The sequence below is a fragment of the Clostridium sp. LIBA-8841 genome, from assembly GCF_057782475.1.
Map to the genome: position 1 here is coordinate 1,495,749 of NZ_CM173488.1, position 20,988 is coordinate 1,516,736.

The 20,988-nt window shown below is 27.3% G+C and carries 26 protein-coding genes; 16 read left to right on the forward strand and 10 right to left on the reverse strand.

Annotated elements, in window-relative coordinates; genetic code table 11:
* Positions 1 to 92 precede the first annotated feature (92 nt).
* Positions 93 to 488 (reverse strand): (deoxy)nucleoside triphosphate pyrophosphohydrolase, encoded by a 396-nt coding sequence (locus AC2A4K_RS06480; protein WP_322503768.1) that lies wholly within the window; start codon positions 486 to 488, stop codon positions 93 to 95.
* 545 nt (positions 489 to 1,033) lie between these two features.
* On the opposite strand from AC2A4K_RS06480, the gene AC2A4K_RS06485 reads away from it, so the two are divergent.
* Positions 1,034 to 1,408 (forward strand): hypothetical protein, encoded by a 375-nt coding sequence (locus tag AC2A4K_RS06485; protein ID WP_322503767.1) that lies wholly within the window; start codon positions 1,034 to 1,036, stop codon positions 1,406 to 1,408.
* A 254-nt stretch (positions 1,409 to 1,662) separates the two neighbouring features.
* Here AC2A4K_RS06485 and AC2A4K_RS06490 read toward each other — a convergent pair whose 3' ends face one another.
* A complete protein-coding gene (locus AC2A4K_RS06490) occupies positions 1,663 to 2,430 on the reverse strand; it encodes a class I SAM-dependent methyltransferase (protein WP_322503766.1) in 768 nt (255 codons plus the stop codon).
* Between the two features lie 321 nt (positions 2,431 to 2,751).
* Between AC2A4K_RS06490 and AC2A4K_RS06495 the strand changes: the two genes are divergently transcribed.
* From AC2A4K_RS06495 to AC2A4K_RS06520, 6 genes are all read left to right on the forward strand, one after another.
* On the forward strand, positions 2,752 to 3,645 hold the full coding sequence (locus AC2A4K_RS06495) for a DUF1266 domain-containing protein (protein ID WP_322503765.1): 894 nt from the start codon (positions 2,752 to 2,754) through the stop codon (positions 3,643 to 3,645).
* Between the two features lie 259 nt (positions 3,646 to 3,904).
* On the forward strand, positions 3,905 to 4,207 hold the full coding sequence (locus AC2A4K_RS06500; protein WP_322503833.1) for a ribosomal protein L7/L12: 303 nt from the start codon (positions 3,905 to 3,907) through the stop codon (positions 4,205 to 4,207).
* Between the two features lie 157 nt (positions 4,208 to 4,364).
* Positions 4,365 to 5,138: a potassium channel family protein gene (locus tag AC2A4K_RS06505; RefSeq protein ID WP_322503764.1), complete on the forward strand. Its 774-nt coding sequence runs from the start codon at positions 4,365 to 4,367 to the stop codon at positions 5,136 to 5,138.
* 606 nt (positions 5,139 to 5,744) lie between these two features.
* A complete protein-coding gene (locus tag AC2A4K_RS06510; RefSeq protein WP_322503763.1) occupies positions 5,745 to 7,364 on the forward strand; it encodes a putative ABC transporter permease subunit in 1,620 nt (539 codons plus the stop codon).
* A gap of 21 nt (positions 7,365 to 7,385) precedes the next feature.
* Positions 7,386 to 8,108 (forward strand): ABC transporter ATP-binding protein, encoded by a 723-nt coding sequence (locus AC2A4K_RS06515; RefSeq protein ID WP_322503762.1) that lies wholly within the window; start codon positions 7,386 to 7,388, stop codon positions 8,106 to 8,108.
* A gap of 169 nt (positions 8,109 to 8,277) precedes the next feature.
* On the forward strand, positions 8,278 to 8,694 hold the full coding sequence (locus AC2A4K_RS06520; RefSeq protein WP_322503761.1) for a DUF3795 domain-containing protein: 417 nt from the start codon (positions 8,278 to 8,280) through the stop codon (positions 8,692 to 8,694).
* Between the two features lie 175 nt (positions 8,695 to 8,869).
* Here AC2A4K_RS06520 and AC2A4K_RS06525 read toward each other — a convergent pair whose 3' ends face one another.
* The 4 genes from AC2A4K_RS06525 to AC2A4K_RS06540 form a co-directional block, all read right to left on the reverse strand.
* Positions 8,870 to 9,133 (reverse strand): hypothetical protein, encoded by a 264-nt coding sequence (locus AC2A4K_RS06525; protein WP_322503760.1) that lies wholly within the window; start codon positions 9,131 to 9,133, stop codon positions 8,870 to 8,872.
* A gap of 2 nt (positions 9,134 to 9,135) precedes the next feature.
* Positions 9,136 to 9,333, reverse strand: a complete 198-nt coding sequence (locus AC2A4K_RS06530; RefSeq protein ID WP_322503759.1) for a helix-turn-helix transcriptional regulator — start codon at positions 9,331 to 9,333, stop codon at positions 9,136 to 9,138.
* Between the two features lie 294 nt (positions 9,334 to 9,627).
* Complete coding sequence (locus AC2A4K_RS06535; protein WP_322503758.1) at positions 9,628 to 10,107, reverse strand: NUDIX hydrolase; 480 nt, start codon at positions 10,105 to 10,107, stop codon at positions 9,628 to 9,630.
* A 321-nt stretch (positions 10,108 to 10,428) separates the two neighbouring features.
* A complete protein-coding gene (locus AC2A4K_RS06540) occupies positions 10,429 to 10,716 on the reverse strand; it encodes a hypothetical protein (RefSeq protein WP_322503757.1) in 288 nt (95 codons plus the stop codon).
* 678 nt (positions 10,717 to 11,394) lie between these two features.
* Between AC2A4K_RS06540 and AC2A4K_RS06545 the strand changes: the two genes are divergently transcribed.
* The 3 genes from AC2A4K_RS06545 to AC2A4K_RS06555 all read left to right on the forward strand — a co-directional run bounded on the left by AC2A4K_RS06545 (position 11,395) and on the right by AC2A4K_RS06555 (position 13,218).
* The gene (locus tag AC2A4K_RS06545; RefSeq protein WP_322503756.1) at positions 11,395 to 11,883 is read left to right on the forward strand and encodes a helix-turn-helix domain-containing protein; all 489 of its coding nucleotides are present in this window, start codon (positions 11,395 to 11,397) and stop codon (positions 11,881 to 11,883) included.
* A gap of 106 nt (positions 11,884 to 11,989) precedes the next feature.
* Positions 11,990 to 12,352, forward strand: coding sequence for a DUF4180 domain-containing protein (locus AC2A4K_RS06550; RefSeq protein WP_322503755.1), 363 nt, complete (start codon positions 11,990 to 11,992; stop codon positions 12,350 to 12,352).
* 2 nt (positions 12,353 to 12,354) lie between these two features.
* Positions 12,355 to 13,218, forward strand: a complete 864-nt coding sequence (locus AC2A4K_RS06555) for an alpha/beta fold hydrolase (RefSeq protein ID WP_322503754.1) — start codon at positions 12,355 to 12,357, stop codon at positions 13,216 to 13,218.
* A gap of 88 nt (positions 13,219 to 13,306) precedes the next feature.
* On the opposite strand, the gene feoB is transcribed toward AC2A4K_RS06555, so the two are convergent.
* The gene (feoB, locus tag AC2A4K_RS06560) at positions 13,307 to 15,430 is read right to left on the reverse strand and encodes a ferrous iron transport protein B (RefSeq protein WP_322503753.1); all 2,124 of its coding nucleotides are present in this window, start codon (positions 15,428 to 15,430) and stop codon (positions 13,307 to 13,309) included.
* A 14-nt stretch (positions 15,431 to 15,444) separates the two neighbouring features.
* Positions 15,445 to 15,666 carry a FeoA family protein gene (locus AC2A4K_RS06565; protein ID WP_322503752.1) on the reverse strand — a complete coding sequence of 74 codons (222 nt, stop codon included), beginning with the start codon at positions 15,664 to 15,666 and terminating at the stop codon, positions 15,445 to 15,447.
* Between the two features lie 563 nt (positions 15,667 to 16,229).
* Between AC2A4K_RS06565 and AC2A4K_RS06570 the strand changes: the two genes are divergently transcribed.
* The gene (locus AC2A4K_RS06570; protein WP_322503751.1) at positions 16,230 to 17,015 is read left to right on the forward strand and encodes a hypothetical protein; all 786 of its coding nucleotides are present in this window, start codon (positions 16,230 to 16,232) and stop codon (positions 17,013 to 17,015) included.
* 44 nt (positions 17,016 to 17,059) lie between these two features.
* Here AC2A4K_RS06570 and AC2A4K_RS06575 read toward each other — a convergent pair whose 3' ends face one another.
* The gene (locus tag AC2A4K_RS06575; protein ID WP_322503750.1) at positions 17,060 to 17,398 is read right to left on the reverse strand and encodes a DUF3784 domain-containing protein; all 339 of its coding nucleotides are present in this window, start codon (positions 17,396 to 17,398) and stop codon (positions 17,060 to 17,062) included.
* A gap of 300 nt (positions 17,399 to 17,698) precedes the next feature.
* Between AC2A4K_RS06575 and AC2A4K_RS06580 the strand changes: the two genes are divergently transcribed.
* On the forward strand, positions 17,699 to 18,049 hold the full coding sequence (locus AC2A4K_RS06580) for a PH domain-containing protein (RefSeq protein WP_322503749.1): 351 nt from the start codon (positions 17,699 to 17,701) through the stop codon (positions 18,047 to 18,049).
* Positions 18,050 to 18,275: 226 nt separating this feature from the next.
* Here AC2A4K_RS06580 and AC2A4K_RS06585 read toward each other — a convergent pair whose 3' ends face one another.
* A complete protein-coding gene (locus AC2A4K_RS06585) occupies positions 18,276 to 18,830 on the reverse strand; it encodes a hypothetical protein (protein WP_322503748.1) in 555 nt (184 codons plus the stop codon).
* Between the two features lie 372 nt (positions 18,831 to 19,202).
* Between AC2A4K_RS06585 and AC2A4K_RS06590 the strand changes: the two genes are divergently transcribed.
* The 4 genes from AC2A4K_RS06590 (at position 19,203) to AC2A4K_RS06605 (ending at position 20,895) form a co-directional block, all read left to right on the forward strand.
* Positions 19,203 to 19,643 (forward strand): hypothetical protein, encoded by a 441-nt coding sequence (locus tag AC2A4K_RS06590; RefSeq protein ID WP_322503747.1) that lies wholly within the window; start codon positions 19,203 to 19,205, stop codon positions 19,641 to 19,643.
* A gap of 263 nt (positions 19,644 to 19,906) precedes the next feature.
* A complete protein-coding gene (locus AC2A4K_RS06595; RefSeq protein WP_488458854.1) occupies positions 19,907 to 20,068 on the forward strand; it encodes a spore coat associated protein CotJA in 162 nt (53 codons plus the stop codon).
* Entirely contained in the window at positions 20,065 to 20,316 is a 252-nt protein-coding gene (locus AC2A4K_RS06600) for a spore coat protein CotJB (protein ID WP_322503745.1), read from the forward strand. The genes AC2A4K_RS06595 and AC2A4K_RS06600 overlap by 4 nt, the downstream gene beginning before the upstream one ends.
* A gap of 12 nt (positions 20,317 to 20,328) precedes the next feature.
* Positions 20,329 to 20,895, forward strand: a complete 567-nt coding sequence (locus AC2A4K_RS06605) for a manganese catalase family protein (protein ID WP_322503744.1) — start codon at positions 20,329 to 20,331, stop codon at positions 20,893 to 20,895.
* Positions 20,896 to 20,988 lie beyond the last annotated feature (93 nt).

Below are 20,988 nucleotides of genomic sequence, written 5' to 3' on the forward strand. Positions count from 1 at the left end.
TTTGTAGAAGTGTAACATACTTTTGACATTCCTAAATTAGGCAATAGTTAAAACTATTTTATATTAAAAAAACAGGAGGAGACTCCTGTTTTTTAGTTTTCACTTATTAATTGTTTTACAGCAGGAATATCTGCAGGAGCCCATGAAAGAGTCTCTAAATAATCTACTGGAAGCCACATAAGTTTCGCATGCTCACTAGCCTTTGGTATTCCATTCACAAGTTTACATCTTAATGTAATTAAGTTAACTATAACTTTTTCATATTCATGAGTATTATCATTAAATGTAGATATGTATTCTATGTCACAATCTAATTCTTCTTTGATTTCTCTAACTATAGCTTGGCCTAAAGTTTCTCCTTCTTCAATCTTTCCACCTGGGAATTCCCAAAACTTAGGCATAGACATATCTTTTGATCTTAAGGCACAAAGAATTTCTTTATTTTCATTTTCAATTATAGCGCCAACTACTTTTACTATTTTCTTCATAATCTTCACCTCGAAGTTTATTTTATCATAGTTACAAATTAGATCAAATTTTATATAAATATATTTTACGTATTATTTTTAGTATTTAATACTCTTTAATAGAAGAGGTCCAGTTATACTTAAAAAGTAACCAGTTATACATAGATTATTGAAATAACTTAAATGAAGTTGTTATACTTTTGTTATCTTAGAGACATTAGCATTAGGAGTATTTACCCTAATAGTAAATGTAAAAGAAATAATAAAGAATGAATTTAAAATTGAAAAGTTAAAGAAACATTACAATAATTCTAAGGGGTAGATAAAAATGGATGGAAATCTATATGTTGATATAAATTATATGAGGGTTTTTTCAATAATTTTAAATGTGTTTTTATGGATAATAATAATTTATTTTATTACTAAATTTATTAAATCTAAAAAAGATAAGAAATAACAAGACTATTAATATCTAAGAGAGAAAGTAGTATTTACAAAGAGTTTGTTGGTTATATTTGGATAGGTAATGTAATATTAGATTATCTGAATATAAAGGGGAGAGGTTTATGTTTGCAATATTAGGGGCAAGCTTATTTTTAGTTATAGCTGTACTTTCTGTTTTAGTGGCTTTAGGTTTACCACTAGGTGAGTTTACAATGGGGGGACAACACAGAATACTGCCTAAAAAGTATAGGGTTATGGCAATAATTTCAGTGGTGATTCAGCTTTTTGCTAGTATTATTATTTTACAAGCAGGTGGCTTAATTCCACTATGGTTTTCTATTAAGGTAACGAAGTATATTTGTTTATTTTTTGCTTTTTATTTATCTTTAAACACTATTATGAATTTAATATCTAGAAGCAAAAAAGAAAAATATGTAATGACTCCATTATCCTTTGTCGCAGCAATATGTTTTTTTGTAACTGCATTTAAACTTTAGTTTTTTTAGTATAATTTTTTACTTAAGGCTTAGGATACTAATACATGTCCTAAGCCTTAAATAAATAATATTAGAGTTTGATTTCCTATTAGTAGAAATACTAAGAGTAAAGAGTTTTCTTAATTAAGTATTTTTAAACTACTAAATAAATTAAAAATTTGAATAAATTTAATTGGTTTAAAGTGTTAGATAAAATTAAGAAGGACTAAAGTGTTAGATAAAATCAACAATTATCTGAAACAAAGCCTCAGAACTTATTTTCTAGCCAAATAGAGTTCTATAGTATCATATATCTTTAATGAATTATTGTTTTCTAAAATAGCTTGCCTAATCTCTTTTTCAAATTGTTCTTTTATCTTTGGATTCATGATTCTATGATCTGAGTAGGTATTTAATAGAGATATATAATCATAGGAATTAAAGATTCTAGTTTGGTGATATAGTTTAAGTTTAACATCCTTAAATCCATATTTTTTTAGCCTTTTTAAAAGTTCTTTATAATGATTTTCATCATTTTCTATAGGTTTAGTATTTGAAGGCTTATACTTTTCATATATGTCTTGAATTCTTTGGTGCAATAAATCATCTTTACGTCCTATGAATGGCTTATTCCAAAATAATGCTAAAGTTCCATTAGGCTTTAATAGGTTAAAAGCTTTTGGATAACCTACGCTTTCATCAATCCAATGAAAAGCAGTAGCAGAATATATAAGGTCAAAGGTGTTAGAATTACACTTAAAGTCTTCAAAGGAAATATTTTTGATATTAAAGTTTTTATAGTCTTTAAATTTATTTTTTGAAAACTCTGCAAGATTTTCACCAAGTTCAATAGCTGTTAAATCACATTCAGTACTAAGAAAGGGAAGAGTAGCTTGACCAGTACCAATCCCAATTTCTAAAGTCCTTTTATTCTTATCTAGTTTTGAATAGTCAATAACATCACTAAACAACTCTTTGCAATAGGTAGGTCTCCATTTATCATAATTACTAGCATCCTCATTAAATGTAAAACGCTTATCCATAACACACCTCCTAAATTTTATATTTGTTTTATTTAATTTTATTATATTATTCCTTTATTTGAAATTAATTTAAGACAAATAAATTTCTCTAAGTTAAGTATATAAACTAAAAATACAATAAGAAAATATAGGATTATTACTTTATTAACAGTTTTACTATATAATGTTAATAAGGAGTTAAACATTTATAATAGAGATTAAGTTAGGTTTGAATGGCTATCTAAAAACTAACATTCACATAAAAGATAGCCTAAATTTAATATTTGATATACTTAGAGCATTTATAAAGGTTTAAACATAAATAGAGGAGGACGAGTTATAGTGTCAACTGCAGGTGAAAATTTAAAAAATAAGTTACATAATGATAGCACTATTCCAGATACCGTTGAGAGATTAAAGGTTTTATCAATGGGGAGTGTTTATCCATACGCACCAGAATTAAGCAAACTTATAAGAGAAGAAGAGGACAAGGAAACAGAGTGGTTAATGGTTATAAAGGCTTATTTAAGTTTAGATTCATCCATAAGGTTTACTGAAAGATATAAGAAGAGAAAACTCTTCAAAAGTGCATTAAAAAATTCTTGGGGAATAAATGATAAACATGAATTAATAGATCAGATGAATTATTTGCTTGACGGTACTAATTCTCAGTACGCCAACATCCAATTAAGTATTTATTGTGAATTAATACATAAAAATCTAGAAATTACTTCAAAAAATATAAAGAAAACAGAAACATTTAATAAGATTTATGGGTATGAGGGCAAAAGTGAAGATGGCTACGAACAAATAGTAAATTATTTAATGGGAGCATTAGAGATTATTGATTTAAATAGCCACAATCTTTTAACTAAAAGCTGGGTAAGGGGCTTTGACTTATCTAGAGTGGTTCATCTTGTAAAAATGGGATATGGTACAGGCTTAATATCTGAAAATGAAGCTTGGACAATCATTGATAACCTTTATGAGGAATTTCAAAATTTTGATACTTATTATGAATTCTTTGCAAGCAATGAATTAGGAAACCTACTATTTGAGTATGATAGAGAATTAGATTCTAGAAGGAATCTAGAAAATAGAATTAATGCCTTAGTGCCTATTTTACTAGATATACATACCCCATTTAGATATTTACAGATTTCAGAAGATAATCCAGAAGCACCAGCAATTATATACAGAAAGATTTTTAATATAGAAGAGATAAAAAAAGTTTAATATATAAACAATAATTTATTATAAAAAATTAAGGAGGAATAACCAATGCATAATTTAAAGTGGCTAAATTGGACTGTTTATATGAATATAATTATTTTAATTATGTTGGCTATCTTAGCTATTTCACTTGATAATATAAGCATTGTATTAATCTTGAACTTTATTCTTATAGGAAGTTTAAATTTTGTAATTTTGAAAAAATGTACTTTTATAATAGGGTTGAGTTAGGAATAAAATTAATTATTAAGAATTAGGGGGGATATACATGGATATTAACAGTATATGGATAATTTTTGGAGTGGGTATGCTAATGATTTTAGTTAGTGTTATTACTCAATTAAGAAGTGATCTTATGCGTATAAGGTCAACTTTAGATAGAATTGCTGAAAAGATAGGAGTACCTGATATAGTAACTAAAGAAGAAAAAGAGGAATTAATGAGACTTATTTTAGAAGATAAAAAGGTTGAAGCAATAAAAAAATATAGAATTATTACAGGGCTTGGCTTAAAGGAAGCAAAAGAATATATTGATCAGCTTAGTGATATGGAGAAAATGGAATAATTTAAGTAGACTTAAACTGTAGTAATGGATTAAATGATGAGGTGGCTAAAGAGATAGTTGATTATGTAAAAGGAATTTAAGCTTTTTTATTTAGTATAGTTGAGGAGAGAGGGTTGCGGAGTTAATAAAGGTTAATTGTAAAGAAAGGCTTGGTTAAATGCATAAAAAAGAGAAATTAAATAATTTGTTTATGGGTTTCTTATCCCTTATTGTAGCTTTGCTTTTATTTGTTGAAGCAAAGCCAGGAATATCAAAAAATACTTTAATAGCTATTTCAATTGTTAACAATATTATTTGGGCAATATTTTGTGTTGATTATTTTAAAAGACTAATCCGTAGTAAGAACAAAAAGTATTTTATATTGCATAATAAAATTGATTTAATATCTATAATCCCAATTGAGGGAGCTACTATACTTAGAATAAATAGATTCTTTAGATTACTAGGGATTCCTAAGAGAGTTAAGAAAAATTTCAATAAGTTTATAAAGACAAATAATTTACACTATATGATATATTTAGTTATAATAGTCGTTTTGGGAGGAGCTATTTCTTTATCTGTAGCAGAAAATATAAATATAGGTGACGCTATTTGGTGGAGTATAGAAACTGTAACAACGGTAGGATATGGTGATATTATTCCAAAAACCATATTAGGTAGAACAATAGCATCTATTGTAATGATGGTAGGAATCGGCTTTATAAGTATGTTTACCAGTACCATAGCAACATATTACATAAAGAAAGAGAAAGAGAAAGGTAAGAAAACTTATAAAGATTCAGTTTTAAATGATGTAAAAAACAAACTAGATCATTTTGAAAAATTATCTAAGGATGATATTAAAAATATCTATGTAGTTTTGAATGCTCTAAAGGATGAAGAGAATGGAAGTAAAGATAAAGAAACTAAAGATGAAGGAACCAAAGTGTAAATTTTAATAATGGATTAAATGATGAAATAGCTAAAGAGATAGTTGACTATATAAAAGGAATTTAAGCTTTTTTATTTAGTATAGTTGAGGAGAGAAGGTTGTGGAGCTAATAAAGGTTAATAATAATGAATTATATTTTGGGAACTTTATACGTTTGTAGCAGTTACATATATTAAAATTGTGATAGATTAAGTATAGAATTAAAAGCTAGAGTAGAAAAGTAGTTTATAGAGCTACAAAACTATTCTAGCTTTTTATAATATTTAAGAATATTTATTTTAAAGTATTTTTAGATTTTTACCTTAAAAAAACTTTATTAGTTAATCTTGAATGGGTAAGTTAATTTCTCTATAAAAACTTAGGATAAGTATGATAATTGCTTAATTCATTTACCTGAATCAAATACATAATTCATTTAAAGTAATGTTTCTTATTAAGGAAATATAAATAAATTTAAAAGTATTTTGGAATAAATAACAATAATATCCCAAAATATTGAATTTGAAAATGTATCATGGTATTATATAGTAAATAATACCGCATAATTATGTAAAATATACTGAATTATATGATTAATTTTATTGTGTTTGAGGGCGGAGGGATGTTATGAAAGAAGTTTATTTATTAACTACGTATCTATTTAAATCCTTTTTAAAAGATACTTTTAAGGAGGAGAAGAGTTTTTGGAATACAATTTTAAAAGTAATTACAGGAGCAATAATATTAATCTTATTTTTATTTTTTACAGTGAAATTGTATTTTATATTATCCACAGGGAATATTGAATACTTATTGATACCATTAATTCTAACCTTAGCATCAATTAGTTTTATGATAATAGGTATATATCTAATATTGTCTAACTTTTCTTTTGCTGATGATAATGAATTTTTGCTAAGTCTTCCATTGAGTAAAAGAACACTTTTTATATCAAAATTTTTATTTGTTGAAATTAATTTAGTGCCTATTTCAATTTGGGTGGTAATTTCACTTTTTACATATGGAATATTATCTAAAGCATCAATTATATTCTATATTTATAGTTTAATAGCATCATTACTAATATCAGTCACACCAATAGTTTATGGTATTTTTATAACCTTAATATTGAGTAGGTTATCGATAAAAAGCAAGAGTAAAGAATCAATTCAACGTATATTTACTATAGTAGCAATAATTCTGAGTATTGGAATGGTGTATTTTGCAATAAAATCTTTTATGTCTCCAGAGAGTGTACTAGCTTTAATAAGTAAAAATAATATTGAAACAAGTAATTTTATAAATATTATATTCCCATTGCAGGGATATCTTACTAAAGCTTTGACCTTTAGTAACTTACCAATAGGATTAAATTCAATAGTACTTTCAATTATATTAGGTGCATTTTTCATTACATTAAGTATTTTCATAGGCAAGAAATTGTATTATAAAATATTGCTGAATAGTTCTCATAGTAGTAACTCCAGTGATTCAAAAAAAGATAATTTTTATAAGGAAAATAAATCTATATTAAGCACATTAATAAAAAGAGATTTTTTAGCATTATTAAGAAGTAGCCAATTCTTTTTATATACAATTGGTATATTTCCAATATTTATACTGATTGTTTGTACCTTTATTCCTATACTTGAATCTTTTTTAAGCATCAATGGATTGAAAGAAAATTATATACTTGCATATATTTACCTTATGTACTTATCATCATTTTTTGCCAGTTTTAATGTTACAGCATCTACTAGCTTTTCAAGAGAGGGAAGATATTTACCACTTTTACTACAGATGCCTATTAACATAAAAACAATATTGTTTTCTAAAATAATCATTGCATTATCATTAAGTGGACCAATGATAATAGTAAACCTAGTTATGTTAGCTTTCTTGAATTTGCCTATACTAGTTTATATATTTATGGGTGCTTCAATGTTTGTATTTACACTATTTATTGTGATGATTTCAATATTAAATGATGTTAATAAGCCAAATATAAAGTGGTGTTATGAGAAAGACTTAGTAAAAGATAATATGAGCTTATATAAGTCATGTATATATCCTATTGTTTACGTTCCTTGTGTGCTTGTAATACATTTAGTGCTTAATAAAACAGCATTATCATATACAAATCAGTTTTATTTGTTAGCTACAACAATTATTGTTGGTGGAATAATACTTACTATAAAAGCTTATAAGAAAATATTTTTAAAAATCAATACTTTGTATAATCTTTAAAATGGGGTAGGGAGGATATCTATGATAACTTTTAAGAATGTTTCAAAATCATATCGTAAATTTTCAAAGGCTGTTAATAACCTTAACTTAGAAATTCCAGAGGGAAAAGTCATAGGATTACTTGGACATAATGGTGCAGGGAAAACTACTACAATTAAAATGATTGTTGGAATCTATGAACCTTCTGAAGGGGAGATTCTTATAAATGGGGAAAATATATTAAAGAATCCTATTGGGGTAAAAAAACAAATTGGCTTTGTTCCCGATAATGGATTTTTAAATAAAAACTTTACTGGATATGAACATTTAAATTTTATAGCTAATATATATGGTGTTTCTAAAGAAGATGGAGCAAAAAGAATTGAAGAATTAGGAGAGAGATTTGGCTTACTAGAGTTTTTAAATAATAAGATAAAAACTTATTCAAAGGGAATGCAACAAAAACTTGTTGTTATAGCATCTCTTCTTAATAACCCTAAAGTATGGATTTTAGATGAACCTTTAAATGGCTTAGATTCACAATCTGCTTATTTACTAAAAGATTTTATAAGAGAGTATGCAGCTAAAGGTAATACTGTTGTATTTTCAACACATGTATTAGAGGTAGCTGAGAAGTTATGTGATGAATTAATAATTTTAAAAAAATCAGAATTAATATTTAAAGGCACAATGGAGGAATTAAGAAATCAATACTCATCTGAGTCTGACTTAGAGGAGATTTTCTTAAACTCAATAAATCTTTAAAAATCTATCTATAAGGGTTAATCTAATATTTTACCTATAATAATTACTTAGTAAAGTTATACTTTAAATAGAAGTATATTCTATAAAGCATGTATAATAAAAATGGGAAGTAAGGATTAGTTATGCTAAATAGTAAAGATAATAATTACAAAAAAAGGGTGTTGAAGAAATGAATATAGAAAGTATTACTAAAAGAATTGGTTATTGTGGATTAATCTGTCCATTATGTCATGAAGCTGATAAATGCTCTGGATGTAAGTCAGAAAATAATTGTTGTGGGAGACATTTGAGCAGTGAGGGTTGTTTTCAATTCAATTGTTGTATAAAAGAAGGTATAAATGGTTGTTGGGAATGTGAAGAGGCTCCATGTGATAAAGATATGTTTAGTGAAGAACATGATATTAAAAATAGAACCTTTGTAAAAGTAGCAAAAAATGAAGGAATCGAAAAATTGGCACAATACGTTGCTGAAAATCAAAGTAAGGGAATTATCTATGGTTGGAATAAAGATTATGATAATTTAGGAAGTGAAGAGGCTATTGTTGATTTATTACATAATGGTATTAATATTAAAGTAAAAAAATAAGATTTTGTGTATGATTTTAAGATATGTATTAGTTATTTATATATTTATGAAAAGATAAGAGAGTTACTATTGATTTCAGATGGAGAAAAACTAGGGACAGTGGATAGTTTTGTGTAAAAATAAAACTATCCATTATTTTTTGCATTAATAGCTAGAAATTAATAAAGTAGACGAATTATATTTTTTTATTGTAATAGTATGAATAAATTATAGTAAGTAGAAATTTAAGAATAACAATAGCTGAAATAATTAATAAGCATGTGAAATTTTTAAAAATGCTACCGGTTATAAACAGTAAAGCAACCAGTAACCAATTCATAACTTTTGAAACTGAGTGTGAAACCTTTTCATTAATTGTTATGAATCTTTCGTCATTCAGTAATATTTTCTGTTCTTTTACTGAATTAGAGAATAAAGTTTTAGCATTATTATCTTTCAAAATTATTCCTCCTCATAAATAAAAATTTCTTCGATAGACATATTAAAGTATTTAGCAATTTTAAATGCTAAAATTATAGAGGGATTATATCTACCGTTTTCTAATGACCCAATAGTTTGCCTTGATACATTTAATGCATTTGCCAGCTCTTCTTGTTTTATTCCTTTGTTTTTTCTGATTTTTTCTAAATTATTTTTCAAAATTAACCTCCGTATTACCTAGGGAAAGTTTGCTTTACATTATTGTATAATATTTGAAATTTGATGTCAAGTTTACTTTCCATACTAATTAAAATATTTTCCGATTTTTAATTTTGGGGTAGCAAAGGTTTCTTTAAAAGAAAGAGTTATAATGAGTAATATTTAAAAATGACCTCTTAAAATTTATATGGCAACTGCTGTCTATAAAAATTATAAGAAGTCATTTTTTTTTCAGTTTTATTTTAGGATATACTTTAGATAAATATTGATTTTAGCTTGTTCTTCAGACTTATATTAATATTCATAAGTTACTATATGTTCAATTTCATTTTTAAGGTTGGTTAATTTCTCTCTGAAAAATGTAGGATAAGCAAGATAATTACTCAATTGGTTTATTGGTAACCAATGCATAGTTTCTTTAACTCCACCACTATAACTATTACTATTTAACTTACGTGTTCCTCTAGGTTTCATTAAAAAGTAAAAGCATATTTCATGACACTTTTTACCTTCCAAACTTCCATCACCCATAAAGAAGTTTTCATGTATAAAGGCTAATCTATCAACTTCATATTCTACGCCTGTCTCTTCAAGAACCTCACGCTTTACAGCTTCCTCAGCTGATTCTCCCATATGTACGCCACCACCAATAGAGTAGTAGTAATTCTCCTTTTCATTACCAGCAAAAAGAACAGCTCCATCCTCAATAATAATTGCTGCAGCACGGTAACGAAACCAGTTATTTTCTTTTGTAAAACCACAATCGTATTCCATAGTATTCAAACCCCCTCATAATATATTAATCTCATATTAGGTAACTTTTAAAAATAATTTATATAATTAAATCTTAGCAATTACCCTACATGGAAGCCCTGACATTTCAGCATAGTTCATTGGATATGTATATGCAATAAATTCACTACCATTTTCAAGTACTTTAGAAAGATTACATAAATTTTCAATTATAAAAACACCCTTATCTGCACAATACTGATCCTTTGGTGTATGTTCCTTTCCTCTGCGAACACCTGCAAAATCTATACCAATGATAGATATGTTTTTATCTAATAATGCATCTATTAATTTATCAGATAATTAAGGATGTTCCTTGAAATAGGTTTTTCCACCATAACCATGATTCTCAATAAATCCAGTATAGAATGCAACAGACATATCTTTATCTACTTTATCAATATCAATATCTCGGTCTTTTATATTCTTAACATTGAAGATAATTCCTTTTCTTTCTGTATAGTCTAAGGGAAATTCTTTATTCATTACATCAAAATGAGTTCCCAAATGGCCAACTAATGCCTTTTTTTCATTTCTTTGTGCGTCAGTGATCATTTTAGGTGTAATTTTTAAAGTAATATCAATTAACATATTTATTTTCCTCCTAATTCTTTTATCTGCCTTTCTAAAATATTTAAACCTATCTAAATTCATCTTTATTATACACAATAACTGGAATTATAATCCATAAAATATGTATAATAAGAATATAAACTATGCAACAATTGTAGCATATTGTTCATTATTTATTAAAGGAGAGGAGTGTAATATGACCTTAAAAAAGCGAAATAAAATATGGGTTTTTATATTTAGTTTATTAGGAATATTATTAGTTTTTTATCTTTTTAGTGCTTTTATTTTTATGGGAATGAAAGGTTAATCTTTAATTAAAGAACAATCTTAAAGTATTGTGATTTAAGAGTAAAGTGGACAAATTAATTTGTCCACTTTTGTACGTTCTATTATCAATATTGGTTTAAAACAGAGACTATATTTAAAATAAAAGAACATGAGTGAACTTGGGTAGTTTTTAACTTAGAAAGCTACTTTTAACTAAGATATAGCTTTTAGAGAAAGGCCAGTATATAAATAGATTTCAAAATAATTCCAAGTGCAATAGGGAACAATTTATAGATAATAGGGTGATTTGGTTAAATAAAATACAATTAAGTACAACAAAATACAATAAAGTTCAATAAAATGCGTTGACAATAAGAGTGAGATTCCATATAATGAGTTTATAAATCAAAGAGAAAGGAATTGATTAGGATGGAAGAGAAGTTTTATACAGTTGAGCAAATTGCAGAGATACTAGGTATGCATCATAAAACCATAAGAAAATTTATAAGAGAAGGTAAACTTAAGGCAAATAAGCTTGGAAAGCAATGGAGAATATCAGGACATGATTTAAGCAGTTTTATGGAAAACAATAACTTTAAAACTAGCAAAAAATCAGAAGAAGAAGGCGAAAAAATTGAATTTTCTACTAGTAATGTAGAGGGTAATAACGTAGATAGGAAAATAAGTGTGTCTACTGTTGTAGATATTAATGAGGTTTCTAGTGAGGAATATAAAAGAATATCAAATATGCTTTTAGCAGTAATGAATAGCAAGGATTCTAAAATGAGTAACTCAACTCTTAATATGAAGTATTATGAAAAAGAGGAGAACTTAAAATTAATGCTATGGGGAGATACAGAATTTGTTAAGGAGATGTTAGATTTTATATCTATACTTACACAAAAGAATGATATTTAAATAAAAGGCTCTGTTTTAGAGGAATATTGACTTTACCTAGTAGTATAGTTCTATATAAAATCAACATTAGTTTAAAGCATAGCTAAATAAAGAAGTAGGTGATGAAATGAATTATAAAATAGTTGAAAAGGGAAATATAAAATATATTGAAATAAATGAAGCAATTAATTGTGAAGCTGATGTACTAGATATCATTGGTATTTGTATTTCAAATGATATTAAATTACTAATGCTTGGAGAAGAAGTCTTTACTGAAAATTTTATTAATCTTAGAAGTGGACTTGCAGGTATAGTTCTACAAAAATTTATCAATTATCATATAAAAGCTGTTGCTACAGTGGAGGATAAAGATAAGATTCAAGGTAGATTTAAAGAACTAGTTAATGAGTTAAACAGAGGAAGAGATTTTAAAGTGTTTCATAATAATAAAGATGCTGAAAAGTGGATTTTAAACACTAAGGATGTGTGAATATGAGCAAGAAAAATAAAAATATGAAAGTAGCATTTAAATCAGAAGAGGGAAGACATAAAGTTATAAAATATTATGAATCTTTAGTTGAAGGGTGGAACTTTCTTCATGAAGAGTTTTATGTACATACAAATTACGGAAAAACCTTTATTATAGCCAGTGGAGAAAAAGACTTACCACCCCTTATATTACTTCACGGCAGTGGAATGAACTCGGTTATGTGGATACATGAGATGGAGAAGTATTCAAAGAATTATAGAGTATATGCAGTAGATATGCCTGGAGAACCAGGAAAAAGCAATGAAAATAAAATACCACTTCAGGGTGATGATTTTCCCATTTGGCTTAATGAAGTATTCAACGCTCTATCAATAGAAAAAGCTAATATTGTTGGACTTTCATTAGGTGGATGGTTAGGAACAAAGTTTTCTATGAAATATCCACAAAAGGTAGAAAAGCTAGTTTTACTTTGTCCAGCAGGTATAGGTCCTCAAAAGAAATCATTCATTTTTAAATCCTTATTTTATATGCTATTAGGAGATAAGGGAATAGATAAGTTATATTATAAAATTAACGGTGATAAACTTATACCACAGGTAATGTTAACCTACCAAAAGTTAATCGCCAAGCATTTTAACTTCAGAAAAGAAATTATTCCAATGTTTTCAGATGGTGAATTAAGGTGTTTAGAAATGCCTCTAGCTTTATTTGTAGGTGGGAAAGATATTATGATACATTCTGAAATATCAGCAAAGCGATTAGGATCTTTAGTAAAGCATGCTAATATAAACTTTCTTCCCGAGGAGGGACACACTCTTATTAACCAAGGAGATGAGATAAGAGAATTTTTAAATAAAAGTATATAATATAAAGGACCATATGAAGTTTTTATCATATAGTCCTTTTATTTTAAGCAAAAACATGTTTTAAATCAACATTCACCTAAAATAGAGCCTAAGCAAATAATCTCCATATTTGAGTTGTAACAAAACAGACAACTATACCTGCAATTGTTGGTATTAAAAAGCTTAAGGTAGTCAGTTTAAGACTCTTAGTTTCTTTTTTGATTGTCCAAAGTGTGGTTCCACAAGGGTAGTGCATTAAGCATAGTATCATAACATTAATTGCAGTTAATAGTGTCCACCCATTAGATATTAATAATTCCTTAAGCTCAACTAAGCTATCTAACTCTATCATTGTTGTAGCTCTTAAATAACTCATTATTATTATAGGCATTACGATTTCATTTGCTGGTAATCCTAATATAAATGCCATTAATATATATCCATCTACGCCTATTGCATTGGCAAATGGATTCAAAAAGTTAGCACATATTGACAGTATAGAAGAGTCTCCAATCATTATATTAGAAAATAGCCATATAACAACTCCTGCTGGAGCTGCAATAGCAATGGCTCTACCTAAAACATAAAGAGTTCTATCTAATATTGATCTTACTATGACTTTACCTATTTGAGGTTTTCTATATGGAGGTAGCTCTAGTATAAAGTTTGAAGGAACTCCCTTTAATATGGTTTTTGATAATATCTTAGAAACTAGCAATGTCATGAAAACTCCTAAAATAATAACCATAGTTACTGTAATAGCTGATATAAAACTGCCTTTTAGCCCAACAGCTATTCCGCCTATAAATATAGAGGATATGGAAATAAGCATAGGAAATCTACCATTACAAGGCATAAAGACATTAGTTAATATAGCTATTAGTCGCTCTCTAGGAGAATTGATTATTCTACATCCTATTATTCCTGCAGCATTACAGCCAAGACCCATACACATAGTAAGGGCTTGTTTACCACAGGTACAGCATTTCTTAAAGCATTTATCTAAATTAAAGGCTATTCTTGGCAGATACCCTAAGTCCTCTAAGAGAGTAAACATAGGAAAGAAAATTGCCATAGGAGGTAACATTACTGAAATTACCCAAGCTAAAGTGACATAAATACCATCAATTAATATTCCTGGTATCCAAGAGGGAAGAGACAATCCTGCAAAGAATTCTCTAAGGTAATGCTCTCCATACCCAAACATATTAGCAAGCATTTCTGATGGGTAATTTGCTAAGATTATAGTTATCCATAAAATAAATAGTAGGGTAGATATCATAATAGGTATTCCCGTTGCTTTAGATACTAGTATTTTATCTATTTTTCTTTGGGTATTATTATATTCTCCTTCAGTTGTAACAACCTTATTTCCAACTCTTTCAGCTTCTTTTATTATAGATTTTATTATTATATCTTCTATTGATTTATCTTTAAAATTTTTAATAAGACCTTTTCTTATTTTATATATTTCTTCTATATATTCTTCTTGGATATTATATTTTTTGTATAGGGAGTTCAAAATATTTTCATTTCCCTCTAAGATTCTAATAGCTATCCATCTGCTTTTTCTTTTATCTACTTCAACGGCTTGATTTATTATAACTTCTATTTCTTCTACTGCTTTTTCTATATGAAGACCATAATTTATTGCATTTTCTTTCTTCTTTGGTAGCTTAACTTCTTTAAATATAGCTTCTTTTAATTCTTCTATGCCAATTCCATTTCTAGCAGAGGCTGAAACAATAGTTGAATTTAATTCCTTTGATAGTGATTCTAAATCTATTCTTATGTTTTTTTTCTTCGCTTCATCAATTAAGTTTACACATAATATTACTTTATCTGTTATTTCAGATATTTGTATAAATAAGTTTAAGTTTCTTTCTAATGAAGTAGCATCAGCCACAATAACTACTATATCGGGCTCATTAAAACATATATAATCTCTTGCTATCTCTTCTTCTTCCGAATTTGATAACAATGAATATGTTCCAGGTAGATCTACCACCTTTATTATAGAATCTTTAAATTCATAATATCCTTCTGCATTAGCTACTGTTTTACCTGGCCAATTCCCTGTATGCTGGTTTAATCCAGTAAGAGCATTAAATACAGTACTCTTACCTACATTGGGGTTGCCAGCTAAAGCTACAACATAATCTTCTTTAATGTTTCCCTTTGTTTTATCTGATGATAATAATCTAATCCCAGTAGAATTTTTAGTTAAGCCCATGTAATGCCTCCCTACTAATTTATTACTTCTATACTTTCACTCTCCTCTTTCCTTATTGCGATTACAGCACCTCGTATTAAATATGCCTTTGGGTCCCAAAAAGGCCCATCATATAAAACCTTTATATTTGTTCCTTCTATTATTCCTAAGTCAAAAAATCTTCTTCTTAGTTCTCCTTCTGCTTTTATATCAACCACTTTAACAGTTGATAATAGCTTCGCCTCATGTAATTTCATATTTTATTCCTCCTAAAGTTTAATTCTCAGATTATTTGTCTGAGTTTTATCCAAAAAAAATTTAAAATTTAATCTATTAATGGTGCATTCTATTATAATAAGCTATGATAAAAAACGACTTAATGTGATTAGTAAATTTTAAAATTTATGGCGTAAAAAAAGAAGTAAGTTTAAGAGGATTTTGATAATAATATAAACTTTATTGCAGTAAATGATGTTGTAGATAGCAAAAAAGAAGAGAATGGCTTTACTACTTTTATGAATATAATAAATGAATGGTATGCAAAAGATAATAGTAAAAAGGCTAATAGATTAGGATCAACTGAAATATCAAAAATATTAACTATAACATACTAAAAGAGCAATTTTTTGTGGGGTTAAGGAAATAAATTATTAGAAATATTTTTAAGTTAATGATTTATTAAGCTTAATAAAGTAGAATAATTATAGAAAGTTTTAAAGAGGAGCTTTGTTTTAAATTTTAAGTTTTATGTAAAAATTAATAATAGTTTAAAACGGAGTCTAAACTTAAGAGATAGAAAACATGACTGTGAGGTGAAAAAATGGATGTTAGAATATACAAAATTGATACAGGATTAACGGGAAAGAACTTTAGTAGTGATAAAAGAACTAATTTTCCTATAGGAGGAAAGACTAATTCCTTCTATTCAGTTGGAAATTTAATGAGAGGATTAGAAGATTATTTCTTACAGGGAAATCTTTATTTTATAGATAATGAAGAGGAATTAGAGAAGTTTGAAAATCCTTTAGGGGATAGATGGATTGCTAAAAAGCAATACTACATAAATCACCCTAAGAAATTTAGAGAGAACTGGCTTATAGAATCAAACAAATTCCACGAATACATATTTAGAGAGCAGCTAGAAGAAATGGCAAATTACTTACATTCTGAGTTAAATATAAATTCTTTAAAAATAGAAGTAGAAGAGGGAAATGATTTTTCAGCATATACAAACTTATCTATTGAAGAGATGAAACTTAATGGTGAAGGAAAAGGAGTATTAAAAGATAATAAAACTTTGGAGATTAATTGGAGTGGAAATGTTGCAGAGAATGATCCAACTACTCAAGTAACTGAGAGTAATGTTAACTTAAATACTGAAGTTAAAGGGAATAAGGTTTTTGATGGTAAGTTAAATGAGTACCTTTGGATAGAGGATTTTAAAGAATTAACTCAAAAGGTTAATGAGGAGAAAGCTTCTAATAAGGAAGATTTTTCACACAACTTAAAAGTAGATAATTCTTTTGAAATGAGTGAAAAAATAGCAAAGAAGATAGGAGTTAATCCTACTTGGCTTAAGAAATGTTGCTTTAAATTAACATATTAGTATTTTCAAAACATAATGAATTAGAAAAGACTAGTTAGCTATAGCTAATTAGTCTTTTTATATTTTTCAAATGCCTTTGTTGGGCTAAGGTGAACATCTTTAAAGAAAACAATTAGCCAAATAATAAAGGCTAGGATTGCACAATACACACTTATAAAATAAGAGAAAAGTGCACCTATAAATAGTATCATTGCCCAGATAAAAAAAGAGTTTCTCATATCTATACTCATTTTCTTTTTATTATACTTTTCTCTTTCTTCTTTAGAAAATGAATTGAATCCACTAATAATTATGGCACCTTTTTCCTTTAAAAAAGCAAAGCAAAGAGAAAAGGCTAAAAAAAGTATTGAGAGTACTAAACATGCTGCTACCCCTATATTCATAATATTTACATCTCCCTAAAAGAAAAATTTAATAAGAATATTCTTTTCTTATACTCTTATTATATTCTTAACTTATTAACAGTTTTGCTATATAATGTTAATAAGTTATTAAATTAAAGGGTAACTTAAGAACAAATATCAAAGGTATTAATAGAAAAACAATTTTAACTAGTACTTTTAGTTAGATTTTGTACAAGCAATCAAGAGTGTTTAAATAAGCAAAGTTAATTCTACTATTAGTGATGTTTTAAGCTATGAAATAGTAGAATTTTTAAAATATTTTATAGAGGGTGATTGAAAATGAATAAACTTTATGATGAGGCAATTAAAAAACTTATTGATGATGAAAGACCATTAGGTTACTTACAATGTTCTATTTTAACTTTTGAATACAGAGAGGTGCATAGACCAGGAGTATTAATAGCAACAAATAAGAGAGTATTTTTCTATGGAGTAAATTCAGGATTAGAGTACACTGAAAGTTTCTTATATAAGGATATTTCATCTATTGAAGAGGAAGAGGGAATATTTAAAGAACACCTAGTTATGTGTGTAGATGGAAAGAGTATTAAGATATCTAATATACTTTCTGGTAATGTTGATGAGTTCATAAGCATTGTAAGAAATAATATTAACATAAAAAAGGACTAGAAAAACTTTGAAAGACTCAAACTAAAGGATTCTAATGAGGAGAAGGTTCTTCTAAAATTATATAAAATAGACTTGCTTGTATTTTAATTCAATAAATAGTAAGTCCATTAATAAAATATACTTGTTAGGTGTTAACCACTGAAATAACAAGAAATAAAAGGGACTATATCAAATTGATATAGTCCCTAGTTAGTTTGTTAGAATTTGTTAAACTTATAAGATTATATTACTTTTTTTCAAATCTAAGTGCTGTTAGAGTATTAGGTCCGTCTGAGATTAATCCAGCTGCATTTGATGATGCAAAAACTGTATATCTAACATCAAAAAGATCAGCATTATTAACATCTACATGTGAAAACGGTATTGCACTTATATCAGCAGCGGAAGTGACATCAATTTGAACACGTAAAGTGTAGATAGTAATAGGATTCATATTAGGTGAATCTTTAACAATACGAATGAATAGGTCTCTTACTGCTTCAACAGTATTATCAATTTGAATTACACCACTTAGCCATACTCTATCTCTTCTTTCTACTTCATCAAAGGTTACTGAAAGTAATTCTACACCTGGAACAGTAGTAGGGATAGGAAGAGCTACTGGATCTCTTTCATCAAATTCGAATTCAACCCTAGTTTCTTCTTTACAAGGTTTGTGATCCTTATCATGGCATTTATCACGGTCCTTATCATGACATTTATCACGGTCCTTATCACGGCAAGGATCACATTTAGCATTACAACAATGGTTAGGCTTTCTATTACAACTCATATCTGACATAACAAATACCTCCTAATTTATCATTTGTTACTATTCACTAATATTATATTAAATATATTAAAAAATGTTGCACGATGTTAAGAATATAAATTATTTTATTATGTCGTATAGTAAAGCATATTTTTTTATTATTTCATCCAATTAACATAATTATATGATTTCTAGAACTTATAATAATGAAATGTCAGTATATAGTTTCAAAAGTAATTTTATACAATTATTATCAGTTAATAAAATAATATTTATAAAAAATATTATTTTTTAATGAATTTCTTTGATAATTACATTTGGTGACAGAAATCACATAGTTTTCTTTTGAAAAGGTCTAACATTAAGAACATAAATTAAGTTGAATTAAAGGAGGATTGCTTTATGTGTGATTTAGCAAAAAAATTTCAAGGAGAAAAAAAATTAGAAATTCTAGAAAAACAAACAATTGAATATATTAAGGAAAGATTAGTAAGTTTAATTGGTGTTAGTAAAATTCAAAAAATAGAAGCTAATGAGCTTTTTAAGGATACTTTACATAATAGTGATGCATTTGAAGACAGAGGAGAAATTGAAGAAGTAGATGAGGAATTACCATTAGCTTATAAAAAAGAAAATCTTATTGAGCTTTTAAAAAATTTAAATGATACTACTGATTATAAAGAATCAATAAATTTAGTAAAACCTTTATTTGAAGGTATAGGAAATAATTCTATAGATTATCTTGGAATAAACAAGTTAAAAAGTAGCTTAACTAATGAATTAAAGGATTGTTGTGATAAAGATGCATTAGTGAATGAATGGATAAAATATTTATGTGAATAAATCATAAAAGATTATATAAATTTATATTTAAAGTTAGTGTTTATTAATATTTTTGCATGCTTATTCTTTTAGTTATGGAAAAATATTAGTAAATATAATTAAGTTTTAAAATAAAATGTACTCTATAAAGTAGATGGTATAAGATAAGGCTACTTTATAGAGTTTTTTTGTTTATAGTATGATTAAAATGTAACACCATTTTGGTTATTGACATAGTATATTAATATAAAAAAACAAAGGAAGGATATAATATGTCTCACTGTATGGATAAAACTATTAATTTAGAGTATGCACGTGCATATGTATTGCCTCAAAAGTATGAAAATTTATATTCGGTCTGTAAGGGATTCTGGAAAGGAACAATATTTAAAGATTTATATAGACCTTATAAAGAAAAAAGAAATGATGATGAGGTGAGTTTATGAAAGCACTTGAATTATTAGATGAAATACGAAAGTTTCAATTTTATGCAATAGAATTAAATCTTTATCTTGATAATTTCCCAGAGAATAAGGAAGCTACAGAGGATTTTAGACAAATTTCTTCAAAATTGGGTGAATTATTTGCGCAGTTTGAATCTGAATATGGACCTATAAGAAATTTTGGACAGGCTTATGTAGAAAATCCAGAGTGTTGGGTAAATCAACCTTGGCCTTGGGAAATTAAACGTTAGGAGGATTTAATTATGTGGTATTATGTAAAAACCTTAGAATATCCAATAAACTTAAAGTGTAATGATCTTAAAATGGCAAAGTTTTTAATATCTCAATATGGTGGTCCTGATGGTGAATTAAGTGCAGCACTTAGATATCTAAACCAAAGATATACAATGCCAACAAATAAATCAAAAGCTTTATTAACTGATATAGGAACAGAAGAGATGGCTCATGTAGAAATGATTGGAACTATGATTTATCAGTTAATGGAAAATGCGTCCGTTGAAGAGATAAAGAAAGCAGGACTAGGTGAGCGTTACACAGACCATGGGAAAGCATTATTTTATTCTGATGCTCAAGGAAATCCATGGACAGCAAGCTACATTCAAGCAAAAGGAGATGTTGTAGCCGATTTACATGAAGATATGGCAGCGGAGGAAAAAGCTAGAGCAACTTACCAATGGCTTATAAACTTAACCGATGATCAAGATATAAAGGAAATCTTACGTTTCTTAAGACAAAGAGAAATTGTTCACTTCCAAAGATTCGGTGAAGCATTAATGGATGTTCAAGATAAGTTAAAATGTAAAAAGTAAATAGAAGTAAAAGAATCTTATTTTGGACTGAGTCCAATTAAATATGCGTTATTAAAAAAGGTTCTTAATTTCTAATAAGCCGCACACTTAAAT

Bases quoted from the DNA above. Each gene is read 5' to 3' on its own strand.
- AC2A4K_RS06480 (WP_322503768.1), bottom strand. From the start codon at position 488: ATGAAGAAAATAGTAAAAGTAGTTGGCGCTATAATTGAAAATGAAAAT.
- AC2A4K_RS06485 (WP_322503767.1), top strand. From the start codon at position 1,034: ATGTTTGCAATATTAGGGGCAAGCTTATTTTTAGTTATAGCTGTACTT.
- AC2A4K_RS06490 (WP_322503766.1), bottom strand. From the start codon at position 2,430: ATGGATAAGCGTTTTACATTTAATGAGGATGCTAGTAATTATGATAAA.
- AC2A4K_RS06505 (WP_322503764.1), top strand. From the start codon at position 4,365: ATGCATAAAAAAGAGAAATTAAATAATTTGTTTATGGGTTTCTTATCC.
- AC2A4K_RS06510 (WP_322503763.1), top strand. From the start codon at position 5,745: ATGAAAGAAGTTTATTTATTAACTACGTATCTATTTAAATCCTTTTTA.
- AC2A4K_RS06515 (WP_322503762.1), top strand. From the start codon at position 7,386: ATGATAACTTTTAAGAATGTTTCAAAATCATATCGTAAATTTTCAAAG.
- AC2A4K_RS06520 (WP_322503761.1), top strand. From the start codon at position 8,278: ATGAATATAGAAAGTATTACTAAAAGAATTGGTTATTGTGGATTAATC.
- AC2A4K_RS06535 (WP_322503758.1), bottom strand. From the start codon at position 10,107: ATGGAATACGATTGTGGTTTTACAAAAGAAAATAACTGGTTTCGTTAC.
- AC2A4K_RS06540 (WP_322503757.1), bottom strand. From the start codon at position 10,716: ATGTTAATTGATATTACTTTAAAAATTACACCTAAAATGATCACTGAC.
- AC2A4K_RS06545 (WP_322503756.1), top strand. From the start codon at position 11,395: ATGGAAGAGAAGTTTTATACAGTTGAGCAAATTGCAGAGATACTAGGT.
- AC2A4K_RS06550 (WP_322503755.1), top strand. From the start codon at position 11,990: ATGAATTATAAAATAGTTGAAAAGGGAAATATAAAATATATTGAAATA.
- AC2A4K_RS06555 (WP_322503754.1), top strand. From the start codon at position 12,355: ATGAGCAAGAAAAATAAAAATATGAAAGTAGCATTTAAATCAGAAGAG.
- feoB (WP_322503753.1), bottom strand. From the start codon at position 15,430: ATGGGCTTAACTAAAAATTCTACTGGGATTAGATTATTATCATCAGAT.
- AC2A4K_RS06565 (WP_322503752.1), bottom strand. From the start codon at position 15,666: ATGAAATTACATGAGGCGAAGCTATTATCAACTGTTAAAGTGGTTGAT.
- AC2A4K_RS06570 (WP_322503751.1), top strand. From the start codon at position 16,230: ATGGATGTTAGAATATACAAAATTGATACAGGATTAACGGGAAAGAAC.
- AC2A4K_RS06575 (WP_322503750.1), bottom strand. From the start codon at position 17,398: ATGAATATAGGGGTAGCAGCATGTTTAGTACTCTCAATACTTTTTTTA.
- AC2A4K_RS06580 (WP_322503749.1), top strand. From the start codon at position 17,699: ATGAATAAACTTTATGATGAGGCAATTAAAAAACTTATTGATGATGAA.
- AC2A4K_RS06585 (WP_322503748.1), bottom strand. From the start codon at position 18,830: ATGTCAGATATGAGTTGTAATAGAAAGCCTAACCATTGTTGTAATGCT.
- AC2A4K_RS06590 (WP_322503747.1), top strand. From the start codon at position 19,203: ATGTGTGATTTAGCAAAAAAATTTCAAGGAGAAAAAAAATTAGAAATT.
- AC2A4K_RS06595 (WP_488458854.1), top strand. From the start codon at position 19,907: ATGGATAAAACTATTAATTTAGAGTATGCACGTGCATATGTATTGCCT.
- AC2A4K_RS06600 (WP_322503745.1), top strand. From the start codon at position 20,065: ATGAAAGCACTTGAATTATTAGATGAAATACGAAAGTTTCAATTTTAT.
- AC2A4K_RS06605 (WP_322503744.1), top strand. From the start codon at position 20,329: ATGTGGTATTATGTAAAAACCTTAGAATATCCAATAAACTTAAAGTGT.